The 21,424-nt window shown below is 71.0% G+C and carries 21 protein-coding genes; 11 read left to right on the forward strand and 10 right to left on the reverse strand.

The genetic code is table 11. The annotated features are described in order from the left end of the window. Positions 1–10 precede the first annotated feature (10 nt). The 4 genes from VA596_RS38750 to VA596_RS38765 all read left to right on the forward strand — a co-directional run bounded on the left by VA596_RS38750 (position 11) and on the right by VA596_RS38765 (position 4,554). Positions 11–976: an Lrp/AsnC family transcriptional regulator gene (locus VA596_RS38750; protein ID WP_323334100.1), complete on the forward strand. Its 966-nt coding sequence runs from the start codon at positions 11–13 to the stop codon at positions 974–976. 140 nt (positions 977–1,116) lie between these two features. After that, positions 1,117–1,941, forward strand: a complete 825-nt coding sequence (locus VA596_RS38755) for a DUF72 domain-containing protein (protein WP_323334306.1) — start codon at positions 1,117–1,119, stop codon at positions 1,939–1,941. 138 nt (positions 1,942–2,079) lie between these two features. Next, on the forward strand, positions 2,080–3,171 hold the full coding sequence (locus tag VA596_RS38760; protein ID WP_323334102.1) for a hypothetical protein: 1,092 nt from the start codon (positions 2,080–2,082) through the stop codon (positions 3,169–3,171). 30 nt (positions 3,172–3,201) lie between these two features. Continuing rightward, on the forward strand, positions 3,202–4,554 hold the full coding sequence (locus VA596_RS38765; protein WP_323334104.1) for a TrpB-like pyridoxal phosphate-dependent enzyme: 1,353 nt from the start codon (positions 3,202–3,204) through the stop codon (positions 4,552–4,554). A gap of 36 nt (positions 4,555–4,590) precedes the next feature. Here the strand turns inward: VA596_RS38765 and VA596_RS38770 are convergent, their stop codons facing one another. Continuing rightward, on the reverse strand, positions 4,591–5,517 hold the full coding sequence (locus VA596_RS38770) for an NADP-dependent oxidoreductase (protein WP_323334106.1): 927 nt from the start codon (positions 5,515–5,517) through the stop codon (positions 4,591–4,593). A gap of 49 nt (positions 5,518–5,566) precedes the next feature. On the opposite strand from VA596_RS38770, the gene VA596_RS38775 reads away from it, so the two are divergent. After that, positions 5,567–5,926, forward strand: coding sequence for a winged helix-turn-helix transcriptional regulator (locus tag VA596_RS38775; protein ID WP_323334108.1), 360 nt, complete (start codon positions 5,567–5,569; stop codon positions 5,924–5,926). On the opposite strand, the gene VA596_RS38780 is transcribed toward VA596_RS38775, so the two are convergent. After that, positions 5,910–6,458, reverse strand: coding sequence for a DUF1062 domain-containing protein (locus VA596_RS38780; RefSeq protein ID WP_323334110.1), 549 nt, complete (start codon positions 6,456–6,458; stop codon positions 5,910–5,912). The two genes, VA596_RS38775 and VA596_RS38780, sit on opposite strands and share 17 nt — an antisense overlap. A gap of 191 nt (positions 6,459–6,649) precedes the next feature. Then, positions 6,650–7,927, reverse strand: coding sequence for a GGDEF domain-containing protein (locus tag VA596_RS38785; protein ID WP_323334112.1), 1,278 nt, complete (start codon positions 7,925–7,927; stop codon positions 6,650–6,652). Between the two features lie 219 nt (positions 7,928–8,146). On the opposite strand from VA596_RS38785, the gene VA596_RS38790 reads away from it, so the two are divergent. Next, a complete protein-coding gene (locus VA596_RS38790; protein WP_323334114.1) occupies positions 8,147–8,446 on the forward strand; it encodes a hypothetical protein in 300 nt (99 codons plus the stop codon). A gap of 91 nt (positions 8,447–8,537) precedes the next feature. On the opposite strand, the gene VA596_RS38795 is transcribed toward VA596_RS38790, so the two are convergent. The 3 genes from VA596_RS38795 to araD form a co-directional block, all read right to left on the reverse strand. Further along, complete coding sequence (locus tag VA596_RS38795; RefSeq protein WP_323334116.1) at positions 8,538–9,743, reverse strand: MFS transporter; 1,206 nt, start codon at positions 9,741–9,743, stop codon at positions 8,538–8,540. A 65-nt stretch (positions 9,744–9,808) separates the two neighbouring features. Beyond that, on the reverse strand, positions 9,809–11,590 hold the full coding sequence (locus VA596_RS38800; RefSeq protein ID WP_323334118.1) for a VanW family protein: 1,782 nt from the start codon (positions 11,588–11,590) through the stop codon (positions 9,809–9,811). 107 nt (positions 11,591–11,697) lie between these two features. After that, a complete protein-coding gene (araD, locus tag VA596_RS38805; RefSeq protein WP_323334119.1) occupies positions 11,698–13,410 on the reverse strand; it encodes an L-arabinonate dehydratase in 1,713 nt (570 codons plus the stop codon). A 77-nt stretch (positions 13,411–13,487) separates the two neighbouring features. Here araD and VA596_RS38810 point away from each other — a divergent pair, with 77 nt between their 5' ends. Genes VA596_RS38810 through VA596_RS38820 form a run of 3 tightly spaced genes read left to right on the forward strand, consistent with a single transcriptional unit; the run spans position 13,488 to position 15,637 of the window. Next, the gene (locus VA596_RS38810; RefSeq protein ID WP_323334121.1) at positions 13,488–14,141 is read left to right on the forward strand and encodes a GntR family transcriptional regulator; all 654 of its coding nucleotides are present in this window, start codon (positions 13,488–13,490) and stop codon (positions 14,139–14,141) included. Further along, positions 14,138–14,641 carry a metallophosphoesterase family protein gene (locus VA596_RS38815; protein ID WP_323334123.1) on the forward strand — a complete coding sequence of 168 codons (504 nt, stop codon included), beginning with the start codon at positions 14,138–14,140 and terminating at the stop codon, positions 14,639–14,641. The genes VA596_RS38810 and VA596_RS38815 overlap by 4 nt, the downstream gene beginning before the upstream one ends. 9 nt (positions 14,642–14,650) lie before the next feature. Then, positions 14,651–15,637: a PHP domain-containing protein gene (locus tag VA596_RS38820; RefSeq protein WP_323334125.1), complete on the forward strand. Its 987-nt coding sequence runs from the start codon at positions 14,651–14,653 to the stop codon at positions 15,635–15,637. Here VA596_RS38820 and VA596_RS38825 read toward each other — a convergent pair. The 3 genes from VA596_RS38825 to VA596_RS38835 form a co-directional block, all read right to left on the reverse strand. Next, positions 15,627–16,289: a L,D-transpeptidase family protein gene (locus VA596_RS38825; RefSeq protein WP_323334127.1), complete on the reverse strand. Its 663-nt coding sequence runs from the start codon at positions 16,287–16,289 to the stop codon at positions 15,627–15,629. The genes VA596_RS38820 and VA596_RS38825 overlap by 11 nt on opposite strands. 43 nt (positions 16,290–16,332) lie before the next feature. Further along, entirely contained in the window at positions 16,333–17,178 is an 846-nt protein-coding gene (locus VA596_RS38830) for a chitosanase (protein WP_323334129.1), read from the reverse strand. A 226-nt stretch (positions 17,179–17,404) separates the two neighbouring features. Then, complete coding sequence (locus tag VA596_RS38835; RefSeq protein ID WP_323334131.1) at positions 17,405–17,995, reverse strand: TetR/AcrR family transcriptional regulator; 591 nt, start codon at positions 17,993–17,995, stop codon at positions 17,405–17,407. Positions 17,996–18,060: 65 nt separating this feature from the next. Here VA596_RS38835 and VA596_RS38840 point away from each other — a divergent pair, with 65 nt between their 5' ends. Next, the gene (locus tag VA596_RS38840) at positions 18,061–19,524 is read left to right on the forward strand and encodes a flavin-containing monooxygenase (RefSeq protein WP_323334133.1); all 1,464 of its coding nucleotides are present in this window, start codon (positions 18,061–18,063) and stop codon (positions 19,522–19,524) included. Beyond that, positions 19,511–20,359 carry an SDR family oxidoreductase gene (locus tag VA596_RS38845; RefSeq protein WP_323334135.1) on the forward strand — a complete coding sequence of 283 codons (849 nt, stop codon included), beginning with the start codon at positions 19,511–19,513 and terminating at the stop codon, positions 20,357–20,359. Before VA596_RS38840 ends, VA596_RS38845 begins: the two co-directional genes overlap by 14 nt. A 38-nt stretch (positions 20,360–20,397) precedes the next feature. Here the strand turns inward: VA596_RS38845 and VA596_RS38850 are convergent, their stop codons facing one another. Continuing rightward, positions 20,398–21,357: a hypothetical protein gene (locus VA596_RS38850; protein ID WP_323334137.1), complete on the reverse strand. Its 960-nt coding sequence runs from the start codon at positions 21,355–21,357 to the stop codon at positions 20,398–20,400. Positions 21,358–21,424 lie beyond the last annotated feature (67 nt).

Consider the following 21,424-nt stretch of genomic DNA (forward strand, 5'->3'; position numbering starts at 1 on the left):
GTTTCGAGCAGTGGAATCCGACTACGACGAGCTGGATCGCCGGCTCGTGCACGCCCTGCAGGTCAACGGCCGGGCCCCGTTCAGCACGATCGCCGAGGTGCTCGGCGTGTCGGATCGCACCATCGCCCGCCGGTACGCCCGGTTGCGGGCGGCCGGGGTCGTGCGGGTGCTCGGCGGGGTCGACCCGACGGCGCTGGGCGCGGTGCTGTGGTTCCTGCGGGTGCGGTGCGCGCCGGCAGCGTCGGTCCCGGTGGCCGAGGCGCTGGCCCGGCGTCCCGACACGTCCTGGGTGAGCATCACCTCCGGCGGCACCGAGATCACCTGTACGGTCCGCACCGAGAGCGTGGCCGACAGCGAGGCGCTGCTGCTGGCCAAGCTGCCCCGCACCGCACGCGTGGAGGGGGTGAGCGCGCACTCGGTGCTGCACGCGTTCTACGGCGGTCCGGACAACCTGGTCGCCAAGCTCGGGTCGCTGGACGAGCAGGCGGTCGAGCGGCTGCGCCCGCCCCCGGTGCCGCACCGCCCGGGACCGGTGCGGCTCGACGACGGGGACCGCAAGCTCCTCGCCGCCCTGGCCACCGACGGCCGGACCGAGCTCGAGCAGCTGGCCACGCTGACCGGCTGGTCACCGACAACGGTCCGCCGCCGGATGACCGAGCTGCGCGAGCGCGGGGTGCTCTACCTGGACATCGACGTCGACGTGAGCCTGTTCGGCATCGGCCCGCGGACGCTGCTGTGGCTTTCGGTCGCGCCCGCGTACCTGGAGGAGGCCGGCACCGCGCTGGCCGGGCACCCGGAGATCGCGTTCGCCGCCGCCACGACCGGCCCGACGAACCTGTACGCGAGCGTGGTGTGCGCGGACCAGCAGGAGCTGTACCGGTACCTGACGACGAGGGTGGCCAAGCTGCCCGCCATCACGCACATCGAGACGGCGCCGGTGATCAGGACCGTCAAGCAGGCCGCGAACCGGACGTAGGGCGGGCTCGGCTTCGGCGAGCTGCCGGGTGAAACTCAGGCGCGAGTCCCTCTTCCGGACGTCACAAGTGGCCAGGGTAGTAGTTTCACCCGGGATCGAGGGGAGCTGACGGAGTGGCGAGTCTTCATGTCGGCTGCGCGATGTGGACGCACAAGGCGTGGCCCGGGCGGTTCCTGCCGCCGTCGCTGCCGGCCAAGGAGCGCCTGCGGGCGTACGCCGGGTGGTGCAACGCGGTCGAGGGCAACACGACCTTCTACGCGACTCCCGCCCGCGACACCGTCGTGAGCTGGGCGGAGCAGACCGGTCCCGGCTTCCGGTTCGTGCTCAAGGTGCCCAAGGTCGTCACGCACGAGCGCCGGTTCGCCGGGGTCGAGGTCGAGATGCGGGCGTTCCTGGACGCGCTCGAGCCCCTCGGCGAACGGGCGGTCCTGTGGACGCAGCTGCCCGGCTCGTTCGGCCCGCCGGACGTCGACGACCTCGGCCGCTTCCTCCGGCGGCTCCCCGCCGGCCTCCGGCGCGCCGTGGAGGTGCGCCATCCCGGGTTCTTCACCGACGCCGCCTCGACGTCGCTGCTGGAGGGGACGCTAGCCGCCGCGGACGCCGAGTGGGTGCCGTTCGACACCACGGTCTTCTTCGGGCGCCCGCCGGCCGGCGAGGCCGAGCAGGAAGCCTGGGTCAAGAAACCACGGCTGCCGCGCCGGACGCGCGCCCTGACCGACCAGCCGATCGTCCGCTACCTGGGCCGCGACTCGGTGGAAGAGACGGTCGAAGGCTGGCAGCCGTGGACCGAGGTGGTCGCCGCCTGGCTGCGCGAGGGCCGCTCGCCGACGGTCTTCCTGCACACCCCGGACAACAACGACGCCCCAGCACTGGCCCGCCACTTCCACGACGACGTCCGGGCGCTGGTGCCCGACCTGGACCCCCTGCCGGAACCGGAGCCGATCGAGCCCGCGACCCTGTTCTGAGCGAGGTCACCGCATCGCCCGTCGACAGAACCACTCATCGCGCCATGAGCCCAGACCGCGAAGTGACCGGTTTCATACACTGAAGCAGCGCAGTGGCGTGATAATCGGTGATTACAGCCGATTGTTCTGGGGGAGCAGATGGGCGAACTCGACCACACCTTCGGTCTCGTGCCGGTCAATTCCGTCCCGCCATCGGATTACGAGTACTGGGCTGTCGTCAACCGGTTCTATCCGGACGTCGACGATCCGTCCACTGTGGTCCGTGTGTGGGAGTTCCTGCCCGGGCGATTCCTCGAAGAGAACCTCAACCGCGATCTCGAGTGGGTCCACACCGAAAGGCCGAGCGAGCCGAGTGAAGGCGAGGCCGTGCGGATCAGCGAGGAAGCCGCCCGTCGTTTCGAGACGATCCAGGCTCGCCGCGCCCGCACCGAACGAGGTGGCCCTCGGTATCGGTACTACGCCATGCTGCGCCCTTTCCACCCGCACGTGGCCGACCCGGCGTGCGTCGGCCGCAAGTGGGACGACGGCAACGGCAATGTGCTGGAAGAGTTGTACAGTCTCGACTGCGAATGGGTGCGTAACACGGGATGGTCCGAGCGCAACGAATGTGTGGAGATCGACGCGGCCGCCGCCCGGCGCTTCGAGAAGATCCAGGCCAAGCGGTACCGCAGCGCATTGCCGCCCGGCGGCAGGTTCAATTACACGGCGATTGCCAGTTCCGTGAACCGGGACGAAGTGCGCGGCCTGGTCCGCTGGTGGACCAGCGGCGGCGGTTACCGGCGGGAGGAGGACTTCCATCCTCGTGACGGGCGTTGGCGTAGGGGCTTCACCCTGGAGGACATCGACCGCGGGAGCAACTGGGCCGACACCACCGAGATCTCCGAGAAGGAGGCCAAACGCCTCCAGGAAAGTCTCGTGGCCCGGCTCCGCCCGCACTTCGAGAAGCAGTCACGCGTTTACGAGTACTACGCGATCACGGGCGAAGGCCGTCCGGTGGACGACCCGCTCACCGTGATTCGTGTGTGGACACCCCGCAGAGGCGCGCCGGTCGAGGAGCGGTACAGCGAAGAACTCGACTGGGAGCCATCGGAGCTGCGGCACCGCGTGGCCGGCCACCGGGTGGTGCGGATCGACGAGAGCCGGCTCTACAACTTCACGGTTCTGCAGTACCAGCGTGCACAGCGCCGTCCGCCGGGATCACGACTGGCTTCCGGGCCGGACCCGTCCTAAGTTGATTCTTCGCCGACCCAAGGAGGCGTGATGGCCGAACGCACCAAGTACGTCCTGGACGAAGCCGACCTGCCGACGCAGTGGTACAACGTCGTCCCCGATCTGCCCGAGCCGCCGCCTCCGCCGCTGCATCCCGGCACCCGGGAGCCGGTCGGGCCGGCTGATCTGGCTCCACTGTTCCCGCAGGCGCTGATCGAGCAGGAGGTGACGACAGAGCGCTATGTCGACATTCCGGAGGAGGTCCGGGAGGTCTACCGGCTCTGGCGGCCGTCGCCGCTGTACCGCGCGCGCCGGCTCGAGAAGGCGCTCGGGACGCCTGCTCGGATCTACTACAAGTACGAAGGCGTCAGCCCGGTCGGCTCCCACAAGCCCAACACCGCGGTCCCGCAGGCGTACTACAACGCGCAGGAGGGCGTCACCCGGCTCACCACCGAGACCGGCGCCGGCCAGTGGGGCAGCGCGCTCGCCTTCGCCTGCGCGCAGTACGGGCTGGAGTGCGAGGTCTGGCAGGTCCGCGCGTCCTACGACCAGAAGCCGTACCGCAAGCTGATGATGGAGACGTTTGGCGCGACCGTGCACCCCAGCCCGTCCGAGCTGACGGAGTCCGGCAAGGCCATTCTCGCCGAACACCCCGACTCGACCGGCAGCCTCGGCATCGCCATCAGCGAGGCCGTCGAGCAGGCGGCGCAGGACCCGGACACGCGTTACGCGCTGGGCAGCGTCCTCAACCACGTGCTGCTGCACCAGACGATCATCGGCGAGGAGGCGCTGCGCCAGTTCGAGCTGGCCGGCGACACCCCGGACGTCCTCGTCGGCTGCACCGGCGGCGGCTCGAACTTCGGCGGGCTGGCGTTCCCGTTCCTGCGGGAGAAGCTGGCCGGCCGGATGGACCCGGTGATCCGCGCGGTCGAGCCGGCCGCCTGCCCGTCGCTGACCCGCGGGAAGTACGCCTACGACTTCGGTGACACCGCCGGGCTCACGCCGCTGCTCAAGATGCACACGCTCGGCCACGACTTCATCCCGGACCCGATCCACGCGGGTGGCCTGCGCTACCACGGGATGTCGCCGCTGATCTCGCACATCTACGAGCTCGGCCTGATCGAGGCGATCGCCATCGGGCAGCAGGAGTGCTTCGCCGCGGGCGTGCGCTTCGCCCGTTCCGAGGGCATCATCCCGGCACCGGAGCCGACGCACGCGCTCGCCGCGTGCATCCAGGAAGCGTTGCGGTGCAAGGAAACCGGTGAGGAGAAGGTGATCCTCACGGCGCTGTGCGGCCACGCCCACCTGGACCTGCCGGCCTACGGCGCCTACCTCGCGGGCGACATGGTCGACAACGAGCTGTCCGACGCCGCCCTCGAGGAGGCCCTGGCCACGCTGCCGTAGCGGACGTCCCGGCAGGGTCTCGCGGCCCTGCCGGGATCAGACGGTGAGGACGACCTTGCCCTGGAGGTGCCCGCCGTCGAGCAGCCGGTGCGCGTCGGCGACCCGGTCGAACGGGAACGCCTCCTGCACGTGGACCCGCAACTCGCCTCGTTCGACGAGGTCGACGAGACCGCGCAGGGCGACCGGATCCGGGTCGACCGCGATGCCGCTGAACCGCAGTCCGGCCGCCTCGTACTTGGCGATGAGCGCCGCATCGTCCTCGGCGACCGCCGTCACCAGGTGACCGCCCGGGCGGAGCACGCCCAGCGACCGCTCGGCGGTGTCGCCGCCGAGGGTGTCGAGCACGACGTCGACATCGCGGACGACCTCGGCGAAGTCGGTCTTCGTGTAGTCGATCACCTCGTCGGCGCCGAGCCCCTCGACGAACGCCCGCTTGCTGCCGCTCGCGGTCGCGATCACGTGCGCGCCGAGCGCTTTCGCGAGCTGGATCGCGACGTGGCCGACCCCGCCACCGCCGCCGTGGACCAGGACGCGGCTGCCCTCGCGGACGCCGCCGAGGTCGACGAGGCCCTGCCACGCCGTCAGCCCGACGACCGGCAGCGCCGCCGCCTCGACGTGCGAGAGCGACGCCGGCTTGCGCACCAGGTGCAACGCCGGCGCCGCGACGAGCTCGGCGTACGCGTTGGCCGCCCGGGGGAACAGCGGCATGCCGAACACCTCGTCGCCCGGCCGGAAACGCCACGTCTGCGCGTCTTCGACCACGCCGCTGATGTCCCAGCCGAGGACGAACGGCAGCGGGCCGAGCAGCGGGAACTCGCCGGCGCGCAGGCGCGCTTCCAGCGGGTTCAGCCCGATCGCCGCGACGCGGACGAGCACCTCGGTCGGCAGGGGGCGCGGCTCGGGCGCGTCCTCGATGGTGAGCACTTCGGGGCCGCCGAGCGTGTGCTGGGTGATGGTTCGCATGACGCCCACGCTAGGCACCCGATAGGAACCCGCAGGTACCTTGGGTGCCATGAGCGATTTCCTCGCCGACTGCCCGGCACGCCTGGCGCTCGAGCTGATCGCCGACAAGTGGACGGCGGTCGTGCTCTACGGCCTCAGCCGGGGCCCGGTGCGCCACGGCGACCTGGTCGAGCTGATCGGCGGCATCTCCCGCAAGGTGCTCACCCAGACCCTGCGCCGGCTGGAGGCGCACGGGCTCGTCCGCCGCCATGCCTACGCCGAGGTACCGCCCCGGGTCGAGTACGAGCTGACCCCGCTCGGAGCGACACTGATCGAGCCGATCCACGTGCTGACGGAGTGGGCGAAGGCGAACGGCGACGCGGTCCTCGACGCGCTCGACGCTCAAGGTGGGCTCAGCACTTCAGCGTGAAGGTGAAGTCACCGGACAGCGTGCCGCTCAGCCGGACCGTCGAGACCAGTTTTCCTTCCGCGTAACGCCTTTCGACCTCGGCGCGCGGCAGCCCGCACCCCTCGGCGATCAGCCGGACCGGCCGGACGGGGATCCGCGCCGCGAAGCGGACCGCGACGTCGATCACCTCGCGGTCCCGGAGATCCGGGCCGCCCGTGTCGAGCTGCCAGGCGCCGTCCCAGTCGAGAGCGACGCGATTGCGGTGCTGCACGGCCGGATCCTGGAGCAGCTCGGCCGTCAGGCCGGGATCGTTGCCGTGCAAGCGATCCAGCAGCTCGGGCCGTACGGAACGCACGGGCACCCGTTCCAGGAACGAGAGCTTCACGGTGTCTCCGCACCCCGTGCAGCGCACGAGGAGCCAGGCGTCGACGAGCTTGTGGTGGGCGTTGACGCGGAACTTGCCGCTCGCGCGGAACCGTTGCGACGCGCATACGTGGCAACGCCGTCGGACGAGGGGCAGGCGGGTGGCCACGACGGCCCAGTTTTCGAGCATGAGAAAGACACCGTTCCGGTGAGAAGTCCGCAGCAAAAGGCGGCGCGGCGCAAGGAGCGCGACGCGCGACAGAAATCAGTGCTCGGGGAGGTCTCAACGGATGTGCAAGGGCACGTCCTGTCCTGGACGACGGGTCACCCAGGACGGTAGCGGCGCACAGCGGTGCCGTTCCACCGGTTTCCGGGGCGGGCTCAGAGCACGTCGGGGATTTCGGGGCGGATCAGCTCGGTGTGGCTGCCGGCCAGGACGACCCGGTCGCGGCCCGCTTCCTTCGCCGCGAACACCGCGTCGTCGGCTGCCTGCAGCAGGATCGTGTACTCCTTGGCCGTTTCCGGGTACACCGCCGCGCCGATCGACGCCGTCAGGCCGGTGATCACCTCGGGTTTGCCCGGGCGGACCACCGGGACCGGCACCTCGATGCCGGCGATCGCGGTGCGGATGCGGTCGGCGATGGCCACGATCTCCACGCTCGTCGCGCCGGGGAGCAGGACCACGAACTCGTCACCGCCGAAGCGGCCGACGTAGTCTCCGCCGCGCACCGAACCCTGGACGACCGCCGCGATCGCGCGCAGCACCTCGTCACCGGCCAGGTGGCCGTTGCTGTCGTCGATGGTCTTGAAGTGGTCGATGTCGATCATCAGCACACCCGCGGTCGACGACAGCTCGGCCGCGCGCGCCAGTTCGGCGCGGGCCAGCTGCACCCAGAACTCGGGCGCCAGCAGCGAAGTCTTCGAATCGGTGCGCGCGGCGGCCTGGAACTGCGGCAGCAGCAACCCGATGTGCAGGGCCACCGGCGTCACCATGAGGACCGGGAGCAGCCACGGCCGGACCGTCATGACCAGCGCGATGCCGCAGCCGACGCCGACCGCGGCGAGCACGATCAGCACGTCGGACGGGTTGCCGAACGCCTGCCGCGGCGGCTTTCCCGGGTTGCTCAGCACGATCGCGAGGATCACCAGCACGTAGTTGAGTCCGAAGTAGACGATCCCGGACATCAGCAGGGCGGTCATCCCGCCGAACCCGTCGAGGTAGGGTACGTACGGCGCCACGTGCCCGCCGGTGCCGGCGCTCAGCACGCCGCCCGCTGCGGTGCAGGCCAGGATCACGGTCGCCCCGGAAAACACTTTCCGGTGAACCACGCCCCGTCGTTTGTAGACGCGATACCACGAATGGGCGTAGCTGACCACGATCACCAAAGTGGCCAGTGGCGGCGGCAGCAGCAGGAGCCCGGCGAAGATCCAGATCGACTGCAGGTGCATGTGCGGCCGGCCGTCCGCGGCGAGCTCCCGGATGCGCTCGATGCGTTGCGCCGCTTCGAGATGCACGATCTCGCCGGCCAGGATCAGGCCGCACCACAGCGTCGACTGGCTCGTGATCGGCACCAGCCCGGCGGTCGCGGCCACGGCGACCAGTGCCAGTACGTCGACCGCGAGGACATAACCGAACACCGGAGTGGGCAGCTTCCACATGGCCCACGCACGGATACCCGATCGTGGACGTTCTGAGCTGGGCTTACGCCCTTGGGACCCGGAGAATCCCACGGAACGCCCCTCTTTCCAGGACAGGAACTGGTCGCGGAAATCGTCACTGTAATCGAATGAACGCGGTGTGTCACTAGGCTGGTCGGGCTACCGTCCGGTTACGCACCGTGCAAGATCGCCTCACATCGCACACCACAAGGAGAAATCATGTCGCACTTCCTGCCCAACGCCAACATCGTCCCGTCCCGCCGTCGCGCGCAGCGGCCCACCGACTGGACGCGGCAGCTGCCGACCGACTGGACCCGCTCGATCCCGACGGACTGGACCACCCGCCAGATCCCGACCGACTGGACCCCGCGCGAACTGCCGACCGACTGGACCGCGCACCAGCTGCCGACCGACTGGGCCGGCACCGAGACCGGCACCGGCGTCGCACCACTGCCCGAATGCCCGACCGACTGGACGACCCGCACCGGTCAGCGCCCCACCGACTGGACGCGGTTCTGAGAACCGGCATCCCGGTGACCGGGACCCGAGAAGGGGACCGGTCACCGGGGTCCGGGACGGCGCAAAACGGCGCAAAACGGCTCCGGATGGCTCAGGACGGCTCGGCGGCCGGCTGGGCCCGGCGCCAGAGCCACCCGGCCCCGGCCGCGGCGACGACGCCCACCGCGCCCGCCGCGGCCACCACGCCGTGCGGGGCCGCCCGCTCGGCCGCGAGCCCGGCGAGCACCACGCCCAGCCCCTGTGAGACCCGCAACGCCGTCAGCGCGAAGCCGAACGCCTGTGCGCGCTGGGCTTCCGGCGTCAGCTGGACGAACGTCGTGTTGGCGATGAGGTTGTACGAGGCCGCGATCCCGGACAGCGTGAGCAGCGCGAGCGTCGCCCCGAGGTCCGGCCGCAGCGCGCAGCCCAGCAGGGCCGCGCACGCCAGCACCGCGAGCGGCCCGAGCAGCCTGCCGCGCCGCTCGGGCGGGACGCGGGACAGCCCGGCCATGCCCACGACGTTGCCCAGCGCGTACGCCCCGAGCAGCAGCCCGACGGCCACCGCGCCGCCGCCGAGCTCGGCCGCGTACGGCGCCGCGATCGCCTCGCCCGCGATGTAGATCCCGGACACGCACCCCAGCGCCACCAGGGCGAGGCGGCGGCGGTCGCCGACGACCACCGTCCAGCCCGCGCGGACGTGCCGCCACCAGCGGACACCGGGTTCGGCCCGAGGCGGCCGCACTCGCACGCCCGCGGCCAGCAGGAGAGCCGACACCGCGAAGCTGGCCGCGTCCACCAGCAGGGCACCGGCGGTACCGAGCCAGGCGACGAGCAGCCCGCCGAGCGCGAACCCCGCGACCTGCCCGGCCTGCACCAGGATCATCAGCAGGCCCATGCCGGGCACGAACGTCTCCTCCGGCAGCACCTGCGGCATCAGTGCGGCTCGCGCGGAGTTCCACACCGGGTTGAACAGCTGGACGCCGACGAGCAACGCGGCCACCGCGGGCAGCGGCAGCCCGGGCAGCGCCATCGCCGTCACCGCGACCGCGCGGACGACGTCGGCCACGACCATCACGCGCCGCGGCGGGTAGCGGTCGGCGAGGCCGGACAGCAGCGGTCCGCCGACGAGGTCGGGCAGGAACGTCAGCGCGTAGGTCAGCGCGGCCCAGCCGGGCGAGTTCGTCCGGTCGTACACCAGGATCGACAGCGCGACGCGCGCGAGCTGGTCACCGGTGACGGAGACCAGCTGGGCCCCGAACAGCGCCCGGAACTCCGGCACCGCGAGGACGTCCCGGAACCCTGCCGCACGTGCCGTCATGGCGCCCCCGGGGTACTCGCGGAAGCACTCAGCGTACCGGCGTGGCAGCAGCCGGTGAACGGCCGTTAGGAGGGGCCGCAGGTGATTTTCGGTTGCGGGTTGTAGCGGACGGTCCGGGTCGAGCGGCTGACCTCACGGCCGGAGGCGGCGTCCTTGAGCACGCGGGTGTCGGTGGTGGTGAAGCCGGGCGCGCCGTTGGAGGCGTGGCAGTTCTCCGCCGGCCCCGGCTTGGTCGGCGGGTCGCTCGGGTTGACCCGGGTGCCCGGGATCGACTCGACGGTGTAGCGCTTGGTGCCCCACAGCTTCACGGTGAGGGACGACGGCGTCCAGATCGTCTGGATCGCGATCCCGGTCGGCGAGTCGTTGGTGAACTTGATGTCGATGACGCTGGCGCCGTTGGGGTTCTGGAACACCGTCGCCTCGCGCGCGGCGGGGTAGCGGCTGATGTAGTAGCTGTGTTCCTTGTGGCCCGCGTCCTTCATGCCCGCGAAGTACGACGCGTTGTACAGCGTCGTCGCGAACTGCGAGATGCCGCCGCCGACCTCGCGCGCCGGGGCGCCGTTCTCGATCACGCCGGCCTCGACGTACCCCTGCGGCTTGCCGCGCGGGCCGGTGAACCCGTTGAGGCTGAAGGTTTCCCCGGGTTTGACGATGGCGCCGTTCACCTTCTGGGCGACCACGCGGATGTTCGTGCCGGAGTCGGCCGCGAAGCCGCCGGTCGTGAACTCGCCGACCACCTCCTTGACGCCCAGCTGGTTCGCCTGGTCGGTCGTCACCTTCGCCGGGCTGTCCTTGTAGATCGCGGCGACCTCGCGGCCGTCGGTCTTCTTGAGCACGTCGGGCAGCGGCTTGAGGCTCGGGTCCCAGTCGATCGTCCGGCCGTCGGTCGACGGGTCCACCGTGGGCTTGCCGCCTTCGAAGACGATGGTCGCCTCCTTGCCCTCCTTCTCGGTGGACTTCAGCTGCGGCTTGGCGGCGTCGGCGATCTTGGCGTTGTCGATCTTCGGCGTCAGCCCGCCGCCCTCGGCGGGTTCGAAGCTCAGCGCCGCGGCGATCGCGTCCGGCTTGACGGTGGCGTTCTTGCCGTCGCCCTTGACCACCAGCGGGCCCGAGACGGCGGGCTTCGCGAACTGGTCCAGCGCGGCCTGGACGCCTTCGGGCGTGGTGCGGACCGGCGTGCTCGTCACCGGTAGGGCAAGGGTCTCGCCGCGGGCCCACTTCTCGACGACGGCGGCCTTCGCGGCCTCGACGTCGAGCTTCTGCCCGGGCTTCGGCGCGACGGCGACCGGGTTCGTGCCCTCGAACGTCACGGTGCCCTCGGCGGCTTCGCGGTCGACCTGGCCGCGGAGGCTGTCGAGCGCGGCGGCGAGCTTGGTGTCGTCGGCGTGGCTGACGACACCGACTTCGCGGCTGGAGAACAGCGAGGAGAGGCGCGTGAACGGGTTCAGCGGCTGCTCGCCGGCCTGGTCCAGCGTCCGCGGCCAGTCGAGGGTCAGCCCGGCGAGGGTGGGGGACAGCGTGCCCTGGACGTCGCCGGCCGTCACGGCCAGCGGACGGGTGAGCCGCGGCTCGATCTGCCCGCGCAGCTCCTGCTCGGCGGCGGCGCGGTCCATGCCGCCGACGTCGACCCCCGCGACGGTCACCCCGCGCGGGACGCTGCCCTGGCTGACCATCAGGTCGACGCCGTAGACCACGACGAGCAGCCCGAAGGCGCCGCCGGCGATCCAGCCGGCCTTGCGGAAGTCCCGTTTCTTCGTGGCCGGCTCGGGTTCGGTGCCGGGGCGGACGACCGGCAGGACGTCCGTCTGCTCACCGTGTGACTCGGGCCAGCGCGGTTCGTACGGCAACTCTCCACCCCTTCAACGCGGCGCCCGATCGCGCCGGTGATGGGGTCAGCGTACGTGGCACCCGGACAAGCCGTACGACTCGCCCTAACGGGGGATGAACCGGACGCTCAGCGCGCGTCGGGCTCCGGGTTGTGGCCCGCCCTGGCCAGGAAGTCGAAGTCGCAGCCCTCGTCGGCCTGGGTGATGTGCTCGGCGTAGAGCGCTCCGTAACCCCGCTCGAACGGCGGTGCCGGAGGCGTCCACTGAGCACGGCGACGGGCCAATTCCTCGTCGGACACCTCCAGCCGCAGCACCCGCGACGGGACGTCCAGCGTGATCAGGTCGCCGTCGCGGACCAGCGCCAGCGGCCCGCCCACGTGGGACTCCGGGGCCACGTGCAGCACGCACGCCCCGTAGCTCGTGCCGCTCATCCGGGCGTCCGAGATCCGGACCATGTCGCGGACCCCGGCCGCCAGCAGGTGCGCCGGGATCGGCAGCATCCCGTACTCCGGCATGCCCGGGCCACCGAGCGGGCCGGAACCGCGCAGCACCAGTACCGAGTCCGCGGTGATGGCCGGGTCGTCGATCCTCTTCTTCAGGTCGCGGTAGTTCTCGAAGACCACGGCCGGGCCGGTGTGGGTCAGCAGGTGCGGCTCGGCCGCGATGTGCTTGATCACCGCGCCCGACGGCGCCAGGTTGCCGTGCAGCACCGCGACCCCGCCCTCGGCGGCGACCGGGTTGCCGCGCGGCCGGATGACGTCGTCGTTGTGCACCCGGGCCGCCGAGAGATCGGAACCCAGCGTGCGGCCGGTGACCGTCGGCCGGTCGAGGTGCAGCAGGTCGGTCAGCCGGGACAGCAGCCCCGGCAGGCCGCCCGCGTAGTAGAAGTCCTCCATCAGCCAGTCGCCGCCCGGCCGGATGTTCGCCAGCACCGGGACGCGCCGCGCGATCGTGTCGAAATCGGCCAGGCTCAGGGGAATCCCGCTGCGCCCGGCCATCGCGATCAGGTGGATCAGGGCGTTGGTCGAACCGCCGAGGGCGAGCACGGTCGTGATCGCGTCCGCGTACGCGCGCTTGTCCAGCACCTGCGTGATGGTCAGGTCCTCCCAGACCATGCCGACGATCCGGGCCCCGCTCGCCGCGGCCATCCGGTGGTGGGCCGAGTCGACGGCCGGGATTGACGCCGCACCCGGCAGCGTCACGCCCAGCACCTCCGCGGCCGACGTCATGGTCGACGCCGTCCCCATCGTCATGCAGTGGCCGGGCGACCGGGCGAGCCCGCGCTCCAGTTCGGACATTTCGGCGTCGCCGATCCGGCCCGCGCGCTTCTCGTCCCAGTACTTCCACATGTCGGTGCCGCTGCCGAGCACCTCGTCGCGCCAGTGCCCGCGCAGCATCGGCCCGGCCGGCACGAAGATGGCGGGCAGGCCCGCGCTGGCCGCGCCCATCAGCAGCGCCGGCGTGGTCTTGTCGCAGCCGCCCATCAGGACCGCGCCGTCGATCGGGTAGGACCGCAGGATCTCCTCGGTCTCCATCGCCAGAAGATTGCGGTAGAGCATCGGCGTCGGCTTCTGGTAGGTCTCCGACAGCGTCGCCACCGGGAACTCCAGCGGGAAGCCGCCGGCCTGCCACACCCCGCGCTTGACCTGCTCGGCGCGTTCCCGCAGGTGCATGTGGCACGGGTTGATGTCCGACCACGTGTTGAGGATGCCGATCACCGGTTTCCCGAGGTGCTCTTCCGGGTTGTAGCCGAGCTGGCGGCTGCGGGCGCGGTGGCTGAAGTCGCGCAGGTCGTCGCCGCCGTACCACCGGTGGCTGCGGAGCTCCTCGGGTCGCTTCATGTCACCCAGTATGGCATCTGATATATGATTCACCGGGGCTGGTTGAATGAGCTCCGACACGACCGAGGGAGCGCACCATGACCGGGACGTTCAGCCTGCCCGCATCCCGGACCGAAGTGGTCCTGGAGGAGATCCGCCGCGGCATCCTCACCCGCGAGCTGCTCCCCGGTCAGCCCCTGGTCGAAGCCGAGCTGGCCGCGCGGCTGGGCGTGTCGAAGACGCCGGTGCGCGAGGCGCTCAAGGTGCTCTCCAACTCGGGCCTGGTGACGTTCAGCCCGTACAAGGGCGCGTCGGTCTGCGTGGTCGACGCCGACCTGGCCCGGTCCGTCTACGACGTGCGGACGGTGCTCGAGCCCGAGGCCGTCCGGCGCACCGTCGAGCGGCGCGACGCGGACCTGCTGGAAGACGCCGCGGACGCGCTGAAGGAGGCGTCGGCGGCGATCGCGGACAAGGACCAGGTCGCGCTCAGCCTGCTCAATCGCCGGTTCCACCGCGCGCTCTACCGCGGCTGCGGCAACCCGCTGATGGTCTCGATCCTCGACGACCTCAAGGACCGCGCCGCGCTGATCACCGTCGTCGGCTGGGAGGCCAACCCCAGCTGGAAGAAGGAGTGGGCCGAGCACAAGGCGGTGCTCGCGGCGGCCAAGAAGGGGGACGCCGACGGCGCGGCCACCCTGCTGCGCGACCACATCGGCGGCTTCCTGGAGCGCGTGCTCAAGGCCATCGAGTGAAGCTCCTGATCGTCTCCGACACCCACCTCCCCGGCCGCGCCCGCGTGCTGCCCGAGCAGGTCTGGCAGGAGGTCGAAGCCGCGGACGTCGTCGTGCACGCGGGTGACTGGGTGGACGTCACCCTGCTCGACGAGCTGGAAGCGCGCAGCAAGCGCCTGATCGGCGTCTACGGCAACAACGACGGCCCGGAACTCCGCACGAGGCTGCCGGAGATCGCCCGGGCCGACCTCGGCGGCGTCCGCCTGGCCGTCATCCACGAGACGGGCGCGAAACAGGGCCGCGAGCAGCGGTGCGACGCGCAGTTCCCGGACACCGACGTGCTCGTGTTCGGCCACAGCCACATCCCGTGGGACACCACCACCCCGGCCGGCCTGCGTCTGCTCAACCCGGGTTCGCCCACCGACCGCCGCCGCCAGCCGTTCTGCACCTACCAGACGGCGCGGATCTCGGAAGGTGCGCTGACGGACGTCGAGCTGCACGAACTGCCCCCGAGGGGGTAGGAAGGTCCCATGGATCCGGCGTGGGCCTTGCGGGAGATCGCGTTCCAGCTGGAACGCGCGGGGGAGCCGAGCTACCGGGTGCGCGCGTTCCGCAACGCCGCCGCGACCGTCGACAAGACGGGCGCCGACAAGCTGGCGTCGATGGCCGGGAACGGCACGCTCACGTCGTTGCCCGGGATCGGGAAGGCCACCGCCGGCGTCATCGAGGACGCGCTGGCCGGCCGGGATCCGGCGTACCGCCAGAAGATCGTCGAGGCGAAGCTGCCCGACGGCGAACCGCTGCGGTCCGCGCTGAAGGGCGACTGCCACACCCATTCCGACTGGTCGGACGGCGGCAGCTCGATCGGGGAGATGGCCGTCGCGGGCCGGGAGCTCGGGCACGACTGGATGGTGCTGACCGACCACTCGCCGCGGCTGACCGTCGCGAACGGGCTGTCGCCCGACCGGCTGCGGACGCAGATGCAGATCGTCGCCAAGGCCAACGAGCTGATGGCGCCGTTCCGGCTGCTGCACGGCATCGAGGTCGACATCCTCGACGACGGCGCGCTCGACCAGGAAGAGGAGTTGCTGGCGCAGCTCGACTTCGTCGTCGCGAGCGTGCACTCGAAGCTGCGGATGCCGTCACGGGACATGACCCGGCGGATGCTCGCCGCGGTGCGGAACCCGCACGTCCGGGTGCTGGGGCACTGCACCGGGCGGCTGGTCACCGGCCGCGGCCGTCCCGAGTCGGAGTTCGACGCCAAGGCCGTGTTCACCGCGTGCCGCGAGAACGGCGTCGCGGTCGAGATCAACTCGCGGCCCGAACGCCTCGACCCGCCGATGAAGCTGCTGCGCCTGGCCGCGGAGCTCGGCTGCGAGTTCGCCATCGACAGCGACGCGCACGCGCCCGGCCAGCTCGACTGGCAGGGTTACGGCTGCGAGCGGGCGATCAAGGCCGGGATCGGGCCCGAGCGGATCATCAACACCCGCACCGCGGACGAGCTGCTCAGCCGCTGACCGAGATGTCGATGACCGGATGGCGCGCCGGGTCGAGCCAGCGCATCACCGCGTCCAGGTCCGCACCCGGGATCGAGACGCAGCCCGCGGTCGGCTTCCCGTTGCTGACGTGCAGGAAGAACGCCGACCCGGAGCCGGGCACGACGGGCGAACGGTTGTAGTCGAGCACCACGGCGTGGTCGTAGACCGGGCCCGCCTTGCCGAGGTCTTCACCGGCGGCCTCGTTGAACGGGCATTTGCCGGGAACGCAGGAGAAGTGCGTGTTGTAGTACGGGGACTTCACATCGGACACCCACCAGTCCGAGGTGGTGACCTGCCGGTACGGCAGCCGGGTCCCGTTGGACGGCCGGATCCCGAAGGCCTCGGTCAGCGTCCAGACCCCGGCCGGGGTGTGCGACGTCGATTCGCTGGCCCGGCCGATGCCGTCTTGGCCGACGAACGCGCTGACCGGGCCGTGTGCCCTGGTCCAGCCGGTGCCGGTGCGCTGCCACGCCGTCAGGACGGCGGTGGTCGCGCTCGCCGAGCCCGCGACGACCGTCACGACCTGGCCGGCCTTCCCGTGGAAGGACGGCGGGACGGCGCCGGCCGGGCTCGCCGCGGTGGCCAGCAACGCGGCCGCGGCCAGCGTGGCGCCGAGGAATCTCCTGCCCATGGGCCGAGACCCTAGCGGCGCCACGCCGGTCGCGCACTCGCCGTCAGTTGATGGTGTACGAGTCGCCGTACACCTTCCACTTCAGCGGGGTGTGCAGGTCGAAGTTGCCCGCGTTGAGGAACGTCACCTGCTCGGTGTCGATGCGCGAGGTGTCGGAGTGGGCCTCTTCCTCGTTCATGACGACCTTGCGGGCGGCGAAGAACGCCTTGAGGTACGTCGCCTCGTCGCCACCCTGCGCCGGGGTCTTCGCCTTCTTCAGCGCGGCCGACCGGATGCCGCCGAAGCTGCTGTGGTCGGTGCCGGGGCCGTGCATCACGATGGCGTCGTAGTAGGCGAACTGGCCGAGGTTGCTGAGGCCGTCCGTCTTCCCCTGGCTCACCGCGGGGTTGAAGTAGACGCGGTCGCGCTCGTTGTTCTGCGCGGTCTGGAACGCCGTGGTGGCCGCGGCCTGCTTCCACGCGCTTTCGAACGCCGAGCCGAGCCCGCTGTGCGAGTCGGTACCGTTCACCTTCTTCAGCGCGGGAAGGTACTTCGCGAGCGGGTTGTTCGGCACGGCGTCGGTGTAGGCCTGGACGAGTTCCAGCATGTCGCCGGTGCCGGAACAGAAACCGATGATGCCCGCGGTGTACCCGCGGCCGTCGCCGATGTCCTCGATGTACTTGTACTGCGCTTTCCAGTCCAGGGAGGAGTTTTCCGCGCTGGAGACCAGCTTCATCGCGATCTCCTTCTTCGCCGCCACCGAAAGGTCGCCGGTCGCCTGCACCGAGGCGCTTTGCGCGGCCAGCGGCGCGGGGGCGGCCGAGGAGAGCGCGGGCGTGGTGATCACGAGGGCCGCGACGGAGGCCGCGCCGAGCGCGCCGATCAGGACCGGCCGCAACTTCTTGCTCATGGGGGAAAAACCCTTTCCGCGGGGGACGTGCCGTGGGGGAGCACGGCTTTCTGGGCATGACTGACAGCACCCGGAATTCGGTGGCCCTTCGGCTGCCGGAAACGGGTTGCTGGTGGTGCTGCGGCGTAGCGCCACGGTAGCGAAGGGTCAGCACCGCCACAAGGGGGGAGGAAGTTGTTGGCAAATAGGGAAAAAAGACCGGGGAAAGTAGACGATTTCAGTCAGGTCAGCGAGCGCCGGCGAAAATGCGGATGACGTCCGGCAGCACGTTCACCGGGATCGTCGGGTCGATCGCGCGCTGGACGCCCAGGCCGATGCCCAGGCTGAGCAACGCCGTCGCGGCGTCGTCGGCCGACATCGGGAGCGTGATCCCGAACCGCTCGGCGTACCCTGAGAGCAGTCCCGCGATCGTGTCCCGGATGGACTTGTCGCGCGCGGCCAGCTCGGCGCGGACGTGCGGGTTGCGCCGGGCGTTGGTGGCGAACTCGACCTCCAGGGCCGTCCACGCCTCGTCGCCGATGCTGCGCTCGGCCCAGGACTGGAACGCCGCCAGCAGCCCTTCCATCCCGTCCGCGCCGACCAGGGCCTCGGCGACCGCCGCGACCTGCTCGTCGTGGATCCGGTCGAGCACCGCGAGGCAGAGCTCGTCCTTGTTGCGGAAGTTCGAGTAGACCGCGCCCTTCGAGTACCCGGCCTCGTCGGCGACCTTCTCCAGCGACGTCACCGAGTAGCCGTCGTGCAGGAAGAGCTGCTTGGCGGTCTCGATGAGCTGCTCGCGGGTGCGCGCCTGGCTTTCCGCGCGGGTGAGTCGGGCCATGCGCCCACTCTAGTCAGGCCGGAATCGGGGTACCGTCAGTATCGAGATACTGCTAGTCTCCGAAAATGGAGCAACGCGATTTCGCGGTCCTCGTCGTCGGCGCCGGGGCGTCGGGGCTGGGTGCCGCCGTCCGGCTCGGCCAGGCCGGCGTCGACGACCTCGCCGTGCTGGAGAAGGCCGACTCGCTCGGCGGGACCTGGCGCGACAACACCTATCCCGGCTGCGCCTGCGACGTGCCGTCCGCGCTCTACTCGTACTCGTTCGCCCCCAATCCCGAGTGGACACGCGCGTTCGCCGGGCAGGCGGAGATCCGCTCCTACCTGCGTGACACCGCCTCGCGGTTCGGGATCACCGACCGCATCCACTTCGGCGTCGAGGTGACGCGCGCGCAGTGGAACGCCCTTGAGGGGCGGTGGGAGCTGGAGACGTCCCGCGGGCCTTACACGGCAAGGATCCTGGTCGCGGGCACTGGGCCGTGGCACGAGCCGCTGGTCCCGGACCTGCCCGGCCTCGACGGCTTCCCCGGCGAGGTCTTCCACTCCGCGCGCTGGAACCACGACCACGACCTCGCGGGGAAGCGGGTCGCGGTGATCGGCACCGGCGCGTCGGCGGTGCAGTTCGTCCCGGAGATCGTTCCCGTCGTCGAGCGCCTGCACCTGTTCCAGCGGACCGCGCAGTGGGTGCTGCCCAAGCCGGACCACCACGTCCCGGGCGTCGAACGGTTCCTCTTGCGGCGGTTCCCGGCGTTGCAGCGGGCGTTGCGCCGCGTGGAGTACGGCGCGATGGAAACGCTCGGGCTCGGCTTCCGGCACCCGTGGCTGCTGCGGCAGGTCCAGAAACTCGGCTTGGCTCATCTGCGGCTGACCGTGCGCGATCCGTTGCTGCGCAGGAAACTCACGCCGGACTACACCCTCGGCTGCAAACGGCTGCTGATGTCGAACACGTACTACCGCGCGCTCACGAAGTCTACAGTGGACGTCCATGCGACGGCCGTCTCTTCGGTTTCCGGTAACCGGGTGCTGGGTGCGGACGGCTCGGCCGCCGAGGTCGACACGATCATCTTCGGCACGGGCTTCCACATCCTCGACATGCCGGTGTCGGCCCGCGTGTTCGACGGCGACGGCCGCAGCCTCGACGACCACTGGAAGGGCAGCCCGCAGGCGTTCCTCGGCACGACGGTCGCCGGGTTCCCCAACCTGTACCTGCTGCTCGGCCCGAGCCTCGGCACCGGGCACACGTCGGCGTTCATGATCTTGGAGGCCCAGCTGCGGCACACGGTCGCCGCCGTGACCCGCACGCTGCGTTCGGGCTGGTCGTCGGTTTCGGTACGGCCGGAGGCGCAGGAAGCGTTCAACGCCGAGGTCCAGGCGGCGCTGCCGGGCACCGTCTACCAGTCCGGCGGCTGTTCGAGCTACTACACGGATGTGAACGGCCGCAACAGTTTCAGCTGGCCGTTCTCGACCGCCCGGCTGCGGACGCAGGTGGGTTCCTTCGACGAAGAGGACTACGAGATCCATGCTGTTCGCTGACCGCTACCCGGCGATCGACCCGCGCGGTGCGGTCGTCGCCATCACGGGCGGGGCGCGCGGCATCGGCCGCGCGACCGCCGCGGAGTTCGCCGCCCTCGGTGCGACGGTGTGCGTCGGCGACCTCGACACGGCCTTGGCCGAGGCGGTCCCGGGCGCACACGGCTTTCCCCTGGACGTCACCGTCCGCGAGTCCTTCACCGCCTTCACCGAGGCCGTGACCAGCCGGTTCGGCCGGATCGACGTCCTGGTCAACAACGCCGGGGTGATGCCGCTGGGCGACTTCCTGGAGGAGCCGGACGCGGTCGGCCGCACCACCATGGACGTCAACGTGCAGGGCCTGGTCCACGGCCTGCGGTCGGTGCTGCCGGGCATGATCGCCCGCGGGCGGGGGCACGTCGTCAACGTCGCGTCGATGGCCGGGAAGATCCCGCTGCCGGGCATGGCGGTCTACAACGCGAGCAAGTTCGCGGCGGTCGGCCTGACCGCGGCGGTCCGCCGCGAGTACGCGGGCACGGGGGTGAGCGTGAGCGCGGTACTGCCGAGCGCGGTCCGCACGGAACTGGCATCCGGCGTCCGCCTGGGCGGCGCACTGCCCACAGTGGACGCCAAAGCCGTGGCCCGCGCGATCACCGGCACCCTGCGCACGCGCCGAGCGGAGACAGCGGTCCCGCGCTGGGTGGCCGGCTGGGACCTCCTGGCAGCACTGACCCCAGAGCCACTGATGTCCCGGCTCCGCACCCTGATAGGCGACGACCGAGCACTGACCTCCCTCGACCCCGCCGGCCGCGCGGCCTACAGCCAGCGGATATCGGCGCAGGTAAACGGTCGTGAGTGAGAAACAGTGTTAGAACACGGTTTCTCACTCACGACCGGTCAGTCCCACTCCCAGACCATGCCGTAGACCCCCGGCTGCGCGTCCAGTACCGCGATGTGGCTGGTCAAACTCGGCCCCACCGGCAGCTCCGGCTCGCCCACGACGTCCGGCGAACCGTCTCGGGGACGGTGGTAGCGGTAGCACCGCACCGGTACCGCCGCCGGGTCGAAGTGCGCCTGCAGCACCAGTTGCCGGGCCGGGGCGCGGATGCCGAACTGCAGGTAGCTCGTCTCCGGGGGCTCGCCGTCGTAGCCGAAGTCGAAGTCGAAGACGTACGTGTCGCCCGCGCGCAGCGGGTAGTCGAACCGCAGCTCCACGGCCAGCAGCTCCGACGACGGGTCGCGGCGGATCCGGCCCGGGCGGCAGCCGTGCGCCGAGCGCAACGCCGGGTGGTGGGCGCCGCCGGTCTGGGGGCGGAAGAACGACACCCAGCGGTCGACGCCGTCTTCGCGGCTCGTCACCACCATCTCCGTGCGCACCGACGCCTCCGTGCGGTCCGCGGTCAGCGTCGCCCGCTGGTGCACCGAGGCGATCGCGAGCCGCGCGTTGCCGTCCAGGTCGATGCCGTCGCACGAGCCCAGCTCGGTCGGCTCGGCGCCGAGCGCGCTGGCCAGGCTGACGCCGCTCGGCCACGGCTCGGTCCGGCGGGCGCGCGGCCGGGCCGGTGCCACCAGCGTGGTGAGAGCGTCGGCGGGCAGGCCGAGGCAGCCTTCCGCGACCCGCACGGCGTGCAGCGAACGTCCCCCTTCGGGGTGACGTCGGCCGCGCCGCCAGTAGCTCAGCGTCGCCAGGCTGACCTGGGCGCCGCGGATCGCCATCCGCCGCTGCAGGCCCTCCAAGCTCAGCCCGCGGTGGCGGATCACCAGGTCGAAGGCCATGTCGAACGGTCCTTCCCGGACGGCCGCGGCCACCTCGGCGGGCAGGTCCGCGTCGGCCGGCTCGAGCGCACTCGCCTCCATGCTCACCTCCGATCGGGTAAGCATGAGTACTCGGCGCAGCCGGCGCAACGAGGCCTGCCACCAAAGT

The sequence above is a fragment of the Amycolatopsis heterodermiae genome, from assembly GCF_034929455.1.
Lineage (GTDB): Bacteria > Actinomycetota > Actinomycetes > Mycobacteriales > Pseudonocardiaceae > Amycolatopsis > Amycolatopsis heterodermiae.